Genomic DNA, 11,551 nt, shown 5'->3' with positions numbered 1-11,551 from the left:
CACCTCGATCACGCGACAGCCGATCTATTCGGATCAGCCGCAGTGACCATTCCTCTGCACCAATCCGTATCGCCCGCCGGACGCATAGGTGGTCGCCTTGACATTGATGCACTTTCCTGCGGCATAAACTGAAACAGGCCCCGCGTACTGCGAGTAGTTACCGCTGTCCGTGACGGCACTTCCACCGTCGGCCCAGATCGAAATGGAGATCTTAGCCGCCGTCCCGGTCCCCCCGGCACTCGTACGCACGTTGGACGCGCAGTTCTTGCCCGTCGAGGCGTCGTAGTAGAGGAAGATGTTGCTGAGCACCAGCCCCTTGTTCGCATCCGTCACCGGATAGACGTCTATCTGGCTGCCGGGACATCCGAAGCCGGCGGCACTTGCAGACGGAGCTGCAACGATCGCACCGCCAGTAACGGCCGCAAGACTGGTGAGAATAACCATCGCACGCTTGAGCACAGAATGCCTTTCAGCTTGACGAGCGGCTTACCTGACAACGCAGAACACTGCGTCTCAACCGCGAGCATGTCAAGGGATCACTTTCAGGCCCGATCAAGCCGGCCGCTCTCATTAACACGACCGAATACCGACGTTCTTCGCGCACACTCCTCGGGCCTCCCAGCGGGTGAGACACATTCCATTTACACCAGCGAGCGGCACGCCACCCCAGTAGTCAGCGCACCTTTGCTCACCTGACAGAACGGAACTGAGATTCCGGATAGCCTGGCCACCGCAGCTGTCGAACCGAGATACGCCCGACCCCCGACCTCGGGGTGGTTTAACCCCGGCACCGCAAGGTGGACCAAGGTTCACCTTGCGTTCACCTTTCCTCGCAAGTCACTTCATCTGTTCTGCCTAATTTCAGACCTACCGGGTGCAGCGATCAGCCACTGCACCGCCCGCGTCGCACGCCGCCCGCAAGCAGCCGCGGCGGCTTCTGGAAGGAACACCCGAAAGTGAAGCTTCAGCGCAAGAACCGGCTTCGTGCCACCGCGCTCGGTGCCCTCGCCGTCTCCGGCGCCCTGGTCCTCACGGCGTGCGGTTCGGACGACAACAGCGGCGAGACCTCCGCCACCGGCGGTGCCAAGACGAAGGCCGCGTCCAACGTCAAGTGCGACGGCGCCAAGGGCCAGCTGCGCGCCTCCGGCTCCAGCGCGCAGAAGAACGCCATGGACCTCTGGGTCAAGGAGTACATGGCCGCCTGCTCCGGCGTGGAGATCAACTACAACTCCTCCTCGTCCGGCGAGGGCATCGTCGCCTTCAACCAGGGCACCGTCGGCTTCGCCGGCTCCGACTCGGCGCTGAAGCCCGAGGAGGTCGCCGACTCCAAGAAGATCTGCAAGACCGGCCAGGGCATCAACCTCCCGATGGTCGGCGGCCCGATCGCCATCGGCTTCCACCTCGAAGGCGTCGACAGCCTGACCCTGGACGCCCCCACCCTCGCCAAGATCTTCGACACGAAGATCAAGAAGTGGAACGACGAGGCGATCGCCAAGCTCAACCCCGACGCCAAGCTGCCGGACAAGGCGATCCAGCCTTTCCACCGCTCCGAGGACTCCGGCACCACGCAGAACCTCGGCAAGTACCTCGGCGCCGCGGCCCCGAAGGACTGGAAGTACGAGGCCGAGAAGAAGTGGCCCGCCCCCGGCGGCCAGGCCGCGTCCGCCTCCTCCGGCGTCGCCTCCTCGGTCAAGCAGGTCGACGGCGCCATCGGCTACTTCGAGCTCTCCTACGCCACCTCGCAGCAGATCTCCACGGTCGACATCGACACCGGCGGCTCCGCCCCGGTCAAGGCATCCTCCGAGAACGCCTCCAAGGCCATCGCCGCCGCCAAGGTCAAGGGCACCGGCAAGGACCTGGCGCTCGACCTCGACTACACCACCAAGGCCGACGGCGCCTACCCGCTGGTCCTCGTCACGTACGAGGTCGTCTGCGACACCGGCAACAAGGCCGACACCCTCGGCACCGTCAAGTCCTTCCTGACCTACACCGCCTCCGCGGACGGCCAGAAGCTCCTCACCGAGGCGGGCTACGCCCCGATCCCCGAGGAGATCAACGCCAAGGTCCGCGAGACCGTCGCCGGCCTCTCGTAACCGGCCGTACGACACCCAGCGCATCCGGCGGCCGGTCCGGAACACCCCTCCGGACCGGCCCCCACCCAGCCCCTCCGGTGCACCGCCGCCAGGGGAGCCCCGGCTCCCCCACACAGACCGGAAAGACCATGGCTTCCACCACACAGATACAGACCCCGCCGGGCAGGCGATCCCGCCCCCGGTCCACGGGGCGCGCAGGCGACCGGATCTTCCTCGGCCTCTCGCGCGGCTCCGGCATCCTGCTCCTGGTGATCATGGCGTCGATCGCCGTGTTCCTCACCTACCGCGCCGCGATCGCCATCTCGAAGGACGAGGGCAACTTCCTCACCACCTTCGACTGGAACCCGGCCGGTGACCCGCCCGTCTTCGGCATCGCCGTCCTGCTCTTCGGGACCGTCGTCAGCTCCGTCATCGCGATGGCCATCGCGGTCCCGGTCGCCGTCGGTATCGCCCTCTTCATCTCGCACTACGCCCCGCGCAAGCTGGCCGGCCCGATCGCGTACGTGATCGACCTGCTCGCCGCGGTCCCCAGCATCGTCTACGGCATCTGGGGCGCCCTCGTCCTCGTGCCGTACCTGGAGGGGCTCAACCTCTGGCTCGACCAGTTCTTCGGCTGGACCTACGTCTTCGAGAAGACCGAGATCGGCGTCGCCCGCTCCCTCTTCACCGTCGGCATCCTGCTCGCGATCATGATCCTGCCGATCGTGACCAGCGTCAGCCGCGAGGTCTTCCGCCAGGTCCCCCGGATGAACGAGGAGGCCGCGCTCGCCCTCGGCGCCACGCGCTGGGAGGTCATCCGCCTCTCGGTCCTGCCGTTCGGCCGCTCCGGCGTCATCTCCGCCTCGATGCTGGGCCTCGGCCGCGCGCTCGGCGAGACGATGGCCGTCGCCACCGTCCTGTCGCCGAACTTCCTGATCTCGCTGCACGTGCTCAACCCGGGCGGCGGGACCTTCGCCCAGAACATCGCGGCGAAGTTCGGCGAGGCCGACGCGTTCGGGCGGGACGCCCTGATCGCCTCCGGCCTGGTCCTCTTCGTCCTCACCCTGCTGGTCAACGGCGCGGCCCGGCTCATCATCGCCCGCCGCAAGGAGTACTCGGGGGCCAACGCATGAGCCACGCCACCACCACCCCCGGCGTCCAGGACCTCCCGACGCCCGCACCGGCCGCCCCGAAGGGCAGCCTCAGCAGCCGGTCGCTGCCGCGCCTCGCGCCGCTCGGCTTCGCCGTCGCCGCGATCGCCCTCGGTGTCGGTCTGAGCCTCGCCGCCGGCTGGCAGAGCCGTGTGCAGTGGGGCCTGATCTCCGCGCTGTTCTTCCTGGTCATCTCGTACGTCGCCACCAGCGTGGTCGAGAACCAGCGCCAGGCCCGCGACCGCCTCGCCACCAGCCTGGTCTGGGTGTGCTTCCTGCTCGCCGTCGTCCCGCTGGCCTCGCTGCTCTGGACGACCGTCAGCCGCGGCTCCGAACGCCTGGACGGCTACTTCCTGACCCACTCGATGGCCGGGGTCCTCGGCCCCGAGGCCAGCGGCGGCGTCTACCACGCGCTGATCGGCACCCTGGAACAGGTCGGCATCGCCACCCTGATCTCCGCCCCGCTCGGCCTGCTCACCGCCGTCTACCTGGTGGAGTACGGCAAGGGCGCGCTGGCCAGGGCCGTCACCTTCTTCGTCGACGTCATGACCGGCATCCCGTCGATCGTGGCCGGTCTCTTCATCCTGTCGATCATGCTCATCGCGGGCCTGGAACCCTCCGGCCTGATGGGCGCGCTCGCCCTGACGATCCTGATGATCCCGGTCGTCGTCCGCTCCACCGAGGAGATGCTCAAGCTCGTCCCGAACGAGCTCCGCGAGGCGTCCCTCGCCCTCGGCATCCCGAAGTGGCGCACGATCCTGAAGGTGGTCCTGCCGACCGCGATCGGCGGCATCGCGACCGGCGTCATGCTCGCCGTCGCCCGCATCGCCGGCGAGACCGCCCCGATCATCCTGCTGGTCTTCGGCAGCCAGCTGATCAACACCAACCCCTTCGAAGGCGCCCAGTCGTCACTGCCCTTCTACATCTACGAGCAGTACAAGATCGGGGAGGCCGCGTCCTACGACCGCGCCTGGGCAGCGGCCCTGGTCCTGATCGCCTTCGTCATGATCCTCAACCTGGTGGCCCGCGGCATCGCCCGCTGGAAGGCCCCCAAGGCCGGGCGCTAGGCCCGCCGGAAAGCAGCAGTGATTCAGATGGCCAAGCGCATCGACGTCAGCGGACTGTCGGCCTACTACGGCAGCCACAAGGCGATAGACGACATCTCCATGACCATCGAGCCCCGCTCGGTGACCGCCTTCATCGGCCCCTCCGGCTGCGGCAAGTCCACCTTCCTGCGCACCCTGAACCGGATGCACGAGGTCACCCCCGGCGGCCGCGTCGAGGGGAAGGTGCTCCTGGACGACGAGAACCTGTACGGGACGAACGTCGACCCGGTGACCGTACGGCGTACGGTCGGCATGGTCTTCCAGCGCCCGAACCCCTTCCCCACCATGTCGATCTTCGACAACGTGGCGGCGGGCCTGCGCCTCAACGGCTCGTACCGCAAGAGCGCCCTCAACGACGTCGTGGAGAAGTCGCTGCGCGGCGCGAACCTGTGGAACGAGGTCAAGGACCGGCTGAACAAGCCCGGCTCCGGCCTCTCCGGCGGTCAGCAGCAGCGCCTGTGCATCGCCCGCGCCATCGCCGTCGAGCCGGACGTGCTGCTGATGGACGAGCCGTGCTCCGCCCTCGACCCGATCTCCACCCTCGCCATCGAGGACCTGGTCGGCGAGCTCAAGGAGCGGTTCACGATCGTCATCGTCACGCACAACATGCAGCAGGCGGCGCGTGTCTCGGACCGCACCGCGTTCTTCAACCTGGCGGCGGTCGGCAAGCCCGGCAAGCTCATCGAGATCGACGAGACGGAACGCATCTTCTCCAACCCGTCGGTCCAGGCCACCGAGGACTACATCTCCGGCCGCTTCGGCTGATCCGCCCGGCCCTCCCGTACGGCCTTGGGGTGCTGCATGGCGGTGCCACCGCAAGGCGAAAAGGGTCCGCCCCGCACTCCCGAGGGAGTGCGGGGCGGACCCACGTACGGCAGCCGGCGTCAGCCGAACATCAGGTACACGATCCCGTAGCTTCCGGCGGCGACCAGCGCCGCGGCCGGCATCGTGATGAACCAGCCGAGGATGATGTTCTTCGCGACACCCCACCGCACCGCGTTCACCCGCTTCGTGGCACCCACACCCATGATCGCCGAGGTGATCACATGGGTGGTGGAGATCGGCGCGTGGAAGAGGAACGCCGAACCGAACATGATCGACGCACCCGTCGTCTCGGCGGCGAAGCCCTGCGGCGGGTCCAGCTCGATGATCTTCCGGCCGAGCGTACGCATGATGCGCCAGCCGCCCGCGTACGTACCGAGCGACAGCATCAGCGCGCAGACCAGCTTCACCCAGACCGGGATCGGATCGCTCGGCGACTCGACGTCGGCGATGACCAGGGCCATCACCACGATGCCCATCGTCTTCTGCGCGTCCTGGAGACCATGCCCGAGCGCCATGCCCGCCGCCGAGACCGTCTGCGCGATACGGAAACCGCGCTTGGCCTTGTGCGGGTTAGCCTTCCGGAACATCCACATGATGGCGACCATCACCAGATAACCGACCACCAGGCCGATCACCGGCGACAGGAACATCGGAATGACGATCTTGTCGAGCACCCCGTCCCAGTGCACCATCGTCCCGCCGGCCAGCGCCGCGCCGACCATCCCGCCGAACAGCGCGTGCGAGGACGACGAGGGCAGGCCGAAGTACCAGGTGACCAGGTTCCAGATGACGGCACCGACGAGCGCGGCGAAGAGGATGCCCATCCCCTTGTTGCCCTCGGGCGTCGCGATCAGGCCCTCGCTGACGGTCTTGGCGACCCCGCTGCCGAGGAACGCGCCCGCGAGGTTCATCACGGCCGCCATCGCCAGCGCCGCACGCGGCGTCAGCGCACGGGTCGAGACCGACGTGGCGATCGCGTTCGCCGAGTCGTGGAAGCCGTTGGTGTAGGTGAAGCCGAGCGCGACGCCGATGGTCACGATCAGTACGAAGGTGTCCACGTGGTTCAGGACTCCTTGACCGCGATGGTCTCCACCGTGTTCGCGACGTGCTCGAACGCGTCGGCAGCCTCTTCCAGTACGTCCACGATCTGCTTCAGCTTCAGCACCTCTATGGCGTCGTACTTGCCGTTGAAGAGGTGGGCGAGCAGCTTGCGGTGGATCTGGTCGGCCTGGTTCTCCAGACGGTTGACCTCGATCCAGTACTCGGTGAGGTTGTCCATCGTGCGCAGACCCGGCATGGCCTCGGCGGTCAGTTCGGCCGCCCGCGCCAGCACCTCGATCTGCTGCTCCACACCCTTGGGAAGCGTCTCGATCTGATACAGCACGACCAGATCGACGGCCTCCTCCATGAAGTCCATGATGTCGTCGAGCGACGACGCGAGGTTGTAAATGTCCTCACGGTCGAACGGCGTAATGAAGGAGGAGTTCAGCTGGTGGAAGATCGCGTGGGTGGCATCGTCCCCCGCGTGCTCCGCTGCCCGCATGCGCTCCGCGATCTCGGCCCGGGAGGACGAATCCGCCCCGAGCAGTTCCATCAGGAGTTTCGAGCCCGTGACGATGTTGTCCGCGGATGCGGAGAACATGTCGTAGAAGCTCGTCTCCCTGGGGGTCAGACGAAAGCGCACGTGGGGTCCTCGGGGTGCTTTGGATTCGGTCAGGCTGATGCTAGGCGCATCATCCGGCCACGGCTAACCGGCATTCTTCAGTGTCGCGCATCAGGCACAGTGATCAGCACGGGACCCCGGTCACGTTTCAGCTGAATTCGTTAGGATATACCCACCAGGGGTATATAAACGGCAGGGTAAAGGGAAAACGGGAGGCAGCAATGACCACTACCGAGGCCATGGGGACCGGGCCCTCACCGGACGCGGCACCCGACGCCGCCCCCGTGGAAGCGATCGTCACCGACCACGACCGCGGAATACACGGCTACCACCATCAGAAGGCCGAACACCTCAAGCGCCTGCGCCGCATCGAGGGCCAGATCCGCGGCCTCCAGCGGATGGTGGACGAGGACGTCTACTGCATCGACATACTCACCCAGGTCTCGGCGTCCACCAAGGCGCTCCAGTCCTTCGCGCTCCAGCTCCTGGAGGAGCACCTGCGGCACTGCGTCGCCGACGCGGCCCTCAAGGGCGGCGACGAGGTCGACGCGAAGGTCGAGGAGGCCACCAAGGCCATCGCCCGCCTGCTGCGCACCTGAGCCCCGGCGGTCACTCAGCCCCGGTGGTCGCCCTGCCGGGGGACGGTGGTGCGGTCGGTGCTCACCTTGACGTCGAGCACCTCGTCGATGCGGTCCGCGCTGAGCCGTTCCCCGATCGCCGCGGACGCGGCGATCATCAGTTCCCCGCACAGCTCGATCTCGGCGAGCGCCACATGGTCCGATACGGTCGGGCTGAGCGTCACCACGTCACTCACCTCTCACTGCCGTCACCGGCTTCCTAGAGTAGAGAGCCCGACACGCACCGCGCATGGCACGGACGGACCATTTCGCCCCCACCGGAGGGCTAGGGGACGCGGTTCCGTGCGACTCATCTCACGCCCGTCCCTGTTCGATCTCACCGGTGTAGATGTCCCGGTCGTGCGGCAGCCGTACGGTGACGGGCGCGCCGAACCCGTACAGCAGCGTCGTGGAGACGACCTCCGCAGCCGGGCCCTCGTTGGCGAAGCTGAACCGGTGGCGCACCTTGCGCAGCCTCCCCTGCTCGTCCAGATACGCGTCGAACGGCACGCTCCGCGTGCGGAACCCTTTCGCCGCCGCCCCCAGCGCCGCCCGCGCACCGGGCCCCGCCAGCCGGGCCGCCCGGCCGATGTCCGCGGTGCCCCGGTAGTGCCGCACGGTCACCCCGGCCACATCCGTCTCGCCCACGTACGTCACGGCCCCCGCGCCCCGCAGCAGCTCGGCGGCGGCCAGCGGATCGGTCACCCCGCCGGTGACCAGGTTCCCGTCCTCCAGGGCCGTCGTGTCGATCCGCACCCACTTGTCGGCGGGCACCCCCGCGCCCCGGTTCATCATGTACAGCGCGCCCGGCGCCAGCAGCTCCGTGATCGGCCGGTGCTCCTCCTCGCCCGCCGCGTCGGGCGGCAGCACCACCTTCAGCCGGCCCGAACCGGCCCGGAAGTCGTACGCCCCCGAGCCCCTGATCGTGACCCGGGTGCCGCCGGCGGCCGTCTCCATCGACGTGCTCACCTCGGCGCTCGCGACCCCGTCCCCGGCGAGCACCGCCGCCGCCCGCCGCACCACCTCGGCGCCGCCGTCCCGGGCGTCCGCGGCCGCCGCGGCACGGTCGGCGCCCCCGCCACCGGCGCACCCGGCGGCCGCCGCCGCCACGCCCACCGCGACGAGGGCGCGCACGACGCGCACCCCGCCTCCGGACCTGTGCTGCTGCACCACCATCGCCTGCCCATCCCCAAACGCCGAACCGCTTGCCCGAGGTCGTGTCCGCCTCGCATAACGACGGCCGGTGCCCCCTGTAACGTCCACGCCCCCGATTGGCGCCGTCGGCGTCGCCCGCACGCCCCCTCGCGGTTGACGGACCCCTCCCGGCCGGGCCGCCCCGCCCAGTACCGTGTTCGCGTGTACGACCAACACGCCGCCGAGGTCCCGCCGGCCCGCCCCGCCCATGAACCGACCACCGTCGAACGCGGCTCGTTCTGCACCGCACGCTGCGCCTGCGGCTGGTCCGGGCCCGCCCGCCGGTCCCGCGACCGGGCCCGCGCGGACGCCGACGAGCACCGCACCACGGCCTGACCACCGGCCCTCCCCCGATCCGGCCCGACCCAAGGGAAAGGCCCTCTCCCCCCACTCCGGAGGTCCGATGACCCCGCCGAACCGGCGCACGCTCCTCGCGGCGGGCGCCGCCGTCCTCACCGGTGCCACCGCCACCGCCTGCGAGGGCACCGACACGACGGACCCGGCCCCCGGCGACACCACGGGCGCCGGCAGGCCCGCGTCGTCCCCGGCCCCCTCGGCGTCCAAACCCTCCAAGCCCTCCGGCCCGGCCGACTGGTCCGCGCTCGGCAAGAGCCTCGACGGGCCGCTGATCCGCCCCGGCGACACCGCGTACCCGACCGCCCGTCAGCTCTACAACACCCGCTTCGACGGCCAGAAACCGGCCGGGATCGCCTACGTCCGGCACGAGGACGACATCCGCGAGTGCCTGGCCTTCGCCCGCCGCGCCTCCGTGCCGGTCGCGATCCGCAGCGGCGGCCACTCGTACGCCGGCTGGTCGAGCGGCAACGGCCGCCTGGTGATTGACGTCGCGTCACTCAACCGCGTCGAGGCGAACGGCACGATCGGCGCCGGTGCCAAACTCCTCGACGTCTACGAGGGCCTGGCCGCGCACGGCGTGACAATCCCCGGCGGCTCCTGCCCCACGGTCGGCATCTCCGGTCTCACCCTCGGCGGCGGCCACGGCGTCGCCGCCCGCGCCTACGGCCTGACCTGCGACAGCCTCACCGCCGCCACCCTCGTCACGGCCGACGGCCGCACGGTGACCGCCGACGCCAAACACGACCCGGACCTCTTCTGGGCCCTGCGCGGCGCGGGCAACGGCAACTTCGGCGTCGTCACGAGCCTCCGCTTCCGTACGCACTCCGCCCCCCGGACGGTCACCGCGTACATGTCCTGGCCCTGGTCGCGCGCCCGGAACGTCATCACCGCCTGGCAGGAGTGGGGCCCGGCCCAGCCCGACGAGATCTGGTCCGCCGCGCACCTCGACGCCGGGCCGGGCGGCAGCAACCCGACGGTCTCGGTCTCGGCGTTCAGCCTCGGCACGTACGGGGACCTGCAGAACGCCGTCGACCGGCTCGCCGACCGCATCGGCGCCCCCGCCTCCTCGGTCTCGCTGCGCCGCCGCGACTACCGGGAGGCGATGCTCGTGTACGCGGGCTGCTCGGGCCTCACGGACGCGCAGTGCCACCTCCCGGGGACCACGCCGGGCCGCACCCCGCAGGGCGCCCTCCAGCGCGAGACGTACGCCGCCGCCTCCGACTTCTACGACCGCTCACTGCCCCCGGCAGGCGTGTCGGCCCTGCTCGAAGCGGTCCTGGCGTTCACCCGGCTCGCCCCCGGCCAGGGCGGCGGCGGTTCGGTCGCGCTGACCGCGCTGGGCGGGGCGGTGAACCGGGTGGACCCGCAGGCCACGGCGTTCGTCCACCGCCGCTCCCGGATGCTCGCCCAGTACATCGGGGCCTGGCGGCCCGGGGCCCCGGGAACCGCCCAGCAGAAGTGGCTGAAAGAAACCCATGCGGCGATGCGCCCGTACGCCTCCGGGGCGGCGTACCAGAACTACACGGACCCGTCCCTCACCAACTGGCGCTCCGCGTACTACGGCTCGGGGGCGGCGCGCCTGGCCCAGGTGAAGAAGCGGTACGACCCGGAGGGGCTGTTCACGTACGCGCAGGGGGTGTGAGGGGCGCAGGACTCCACATACACGTGTGCCCCGGGCCGCCCTTGCGGGCTCCGGGGCACATGCGTGAGGGGGACGGGCTTCAGGCCGCGAGGCCCTTCTCGCCGTCGGTCCCGCCGCCGCGCGAACCGGGGCGCGGCTCGGGGATCCCGAGCGCGTCGTCCCGGCCGGAGTCCGCCGTCCGGGGCCGGCGCGAGCGGACGAGGGGGCCGAGGCGGGCGGACCGGGAGACGGCCGCCACGAGGGGCGTCAGCAGCATCATCGCCAGGGGCGCGAGGAGCAGTGCGACGGCCGTACCGAGGGCGAAGCCGCCGACGACGTCCGTCGGGTAGTGGACGCCCATGTAGACCCGGCAGAAGCCTTCCAGCAGGGCGAGCCCGATGGCCGCGATGCCGAACTTCCGGTGGGCGACGAAGAGCCCGACGCCGAGGGCCATCGCCATCGTGGCGTGGTCGCTGACGAACGAGAAGTCGTTCTTCCCGTCCACCAGGACGTCGAGCCCGGAGTGGTCCTTGAACGGCCTCGGCCGCTCCACGAAGCCACGGATCGGGATGTTGATGAGCAGGGCGATCCCGGCCGCGAGCGGGGCCCAGACGAGCCCGGCCACCGCCGACACGGAGTCCTCGGCCGTGCCGCGCCGGCGAACGCTCCACCAGCACCACAGGACCACGAGGACCATGCCGAACATGATCCCGTACTCGCCGACGAACTCCATGACCCGGTCGAACCAGGTGGGAGCGGACTTGGCGAGCCCGTTGATGTCGTAGAGCAGGCTGACGTCGGGGTTCGACCCATCCAGTGCGAGTCCAGCCATCTGCTGCGGCCCCTTGCCTTGTCTGCTGCTGCGGCACACGTCCCTGTGCGCCGCGATTCACGAACCCCCGTGTTCGGTCCGTCCACGTCGATCACTCACGCGCCCAGCCAGAG

The 11,551-nt window shown here is 69.5% G+C and carries 13 protein-coding genes; 7 read left to right on the top strand and 6 right to left on the bottom strand.

Annotation, left to right across the window (positions count from 1 at the left end):
• Positions 1-33: 33 nt before the first annotated feature.
• On the bottom strand, positions 34-459 hold the full coding sequence (locus AMK18_RS34615) for a hypothetical protein (RefSeq protein WP_143202257.1): 426 nt from the start codon (positions 457-459) through the stop codon (positions 34-36).
• 497 nt (positions 460-956) lie between these two features.
• Between AMK18_RS34615 and pstS the strand changes: the two genes are divergently transcribed.
• From pstS to pstB, 4 genes are all read left to right on the top strand, one after another.
• Positions 957-2,093, top strand: coding sequence for a phosphate ABC transporter substrate-binding protein PstS (pstS, locus tag AMK18_RS08350; RefSeq protein ID WP_073862344.1), 1,137 nt, complete (start codon positions 957-959; stop codon positions 2,091-2,093).
• Positions 2,094-2,221: 128 nt separating this feature from the next.
• Positions 2,222-3,205, top strand: coding sequence for a phosphate ABC transporter permease subunit PstC (pstC, locus tag AMK18_RS08345; protein WP_018101675.1), 984 nt, complete (start codon positions 2,222-2,224; stop codon positions 3,203-3,205).
• Positions 3,202-4,290 (top strand): phosphate ABC transporter permease PstA, encoded by a 1,089-nt coding sequence (gene pstA / locus AMK18_RS08340; RefSeq protein ID WP_018101676.1) that lies wholly within the window; start codon positions 3,202-3,204, stop codon positions 4,288-4,290. Before pstC ends, pstA begins: the two co-directional genes overlap by 4 nt.
• 27 nt (positions 4,291-4,317) lie before the next feature.
• Positions 4,318-5,094, top strand: coding sequence for a phosphate ABC transporter ATP-binding protein PstB (gene pstB / locus AMK18_RS08335; RefSeq protein WP_018101677.1), 777 nt, complete (start codon positions 4,318-4,320; stop codon positions 5,092-5,094).
• 119 nt (positions 5,095-5,213) lie between these two features.
• Here the strand turns inward: pstB and AMK18_RS08330 are convergent, their stop codons facing one another.
• On the bottom strand, positions 5,214-6,212 hold the full coding sequence (locus AMK18_RS08330; protein WP_018101678.1) for an inorganic phosphate transporter: 999 nt from the start codon (positions 6,210-6,212) through the stop codon (positions 5,214-5,216).
• A gap of 5 nt (positions 6,213-6,217) precedes the next feature.
• Positions 6,218-6,838 (bottom strand): DUF47 domain-containing protein, encoded by a 621-nt coding sequence (locus AMK18_RS08325; protein WP_026171331.1) that lies wholly within the window; start codon positions 6,836-6,838, stop codon positions 6,218-6,220.
• Between the two features lie 200 nt (positions 6,839-7,038).
• Between AMK18_RS08325 and AMK18_RS08320 the strand changes: the two genes are divergently transcribed.
• Positions 7,039-7,416, top strand: coding sequence for a metal-sensitive transcriptional regulator (locus AMK18_RS08320; protein ID WP_073862343.1), 378 nt, complete (start codon positions 7,039-7,041; stop codon positions 7,414-7,416).
• Between the two features lie 14 nt (positions 7,417-7,430).
• Here AMK18_RS08320 and AMK18_RS08315 read toward each other — a convergent pair whose 3' ends face one another.
• Positions 7,431-7,622: a hypothetical protein gene (locus AMK18_RS08315; RefSeq protein WP_018101681.1), complete on the bottom strand. Its 192-nt coding sequence runs from the start codon at positions 7,620-7,622 to the stop codon at positions 7,431-7,433.
• Positions 7,623-7,749: 127 nt separating this feature from the next.
• Complete coding sequence (locus AMK18_RS08310) at positions 7,750-8,610, bottom strand: hypothetical protein (RefSeq protein ID WP_073862342.1); 861 nt, start codon at positions 8,608-8,610, stop codon at positions 7,750-7,752.
• Positions 8,611-8,790: 180 nt separating this feature from the next.
• Between AMK18_RS08310 and AMK18_RS34840 the strand changes: the two genes are divergently transcribed.
• A complete protein-coding gene (locus AMK18_RS34840; RefSeq protein ID WP_018101683.1) occupies positions 8,791-8,964 on the top strand; it encodes a hypothetical protein in 174 nt (57 codons plus the stop codon).
• A gap of 67 nt (positions 8,965-9,031) precedes the next feature.
• Complete coding sequence (locus AMK18_RS08305) at positions 9,032-10,627, top strand: FAD-binding oxidoreductase (protein ID WP_073862341.1); 1,596 nt, start codon at positions 9,032-9,034, stop codon at positions 10,625-10,627.
• A gap of 79 nt (positions 10,628-10,706) precedes the next feature.
• On the opposite strand, the gene AMK18_RS08300 is transcribed toward AMK18_RS08305, so the two are convergent.
• Complete coding sequence (locus AMK18_RS08300) at positions 10,707-11,438, bottom strand: phosphatase PAP2 family protein (RefSeq protein ID WP_073862340.1); 732 nt, start codon at positions 11,436-11,438, stop codon at positions 10,707-10,709.
• Positions 11,439-11,551: the final 113 nt, after the last annotated feature.

Origin of the sequence: Streptomyces sp. CB01249 (genome assembly GCF_001905735.1) — a bacterium.
GTDB lineage: Bacteria > Actinomycetota > Actinomycetes > Streptomycetales > Streptomycetaceae > Streptomyces.
The sequence above is the reverse complement of the archived record's forward strand: the minus strand, read 5'-3'. Positions and strand labels throughout refer to the sequence as shown.

Excerpts from the sequence above, each read along its gene's own strand:
- pstC (WP_018101675.1), top strand. The coding sequence starts at position 2,222 with ATGGCTTCCACCACACAGATACAGACCCCGCCGGGCAGGCGATCCCGC.
- pstA (WP_018101676.1), top strand. The coding sequence starts at position 3,202 with ATGAGCCACGCCACCACCACCCCCGGCGTCCAGGACCTCCCGACGCCC.
- pstB (WP_018101677.1), top strand. The coding sequence starts at position 4,318 with ATGGCCAAGCGCATCGACGTCAGCGGACTGTCGGCCTACTACGGCAGC.
- AMK18_RS08320 (WP_073862343.1), top strand. The coding sequence starts at position 7,039 with ATGACCACTACCGAGGCCATGGGGACCGGGCCCTCACCGGACGCGGCA.
- AMK18_RS08310 (WP_073862342.1), bottom strand. The coding sequence starts at position 8,610 with ATGGTGGTGCAGCAGCACAGGTCCGGAGGCGGGGTGCGCGTCGTGCGC.
- AMK18_RS08305 (WP_073862341.1), top strand. The coding sequence starts at position 9,032 with ATGACCCCGCCGAACCGGCGCACGCTCCTCGCGGCGGGCGCCGCCGTC.
- AMK18_RS08300 (WP_073862340.1), bottom strand. The coding sequence starts at position 11,438 with ATGGCTGGACTCGCACTGGATGGGTCGAACCCCGACGTCAGCCTGCTC.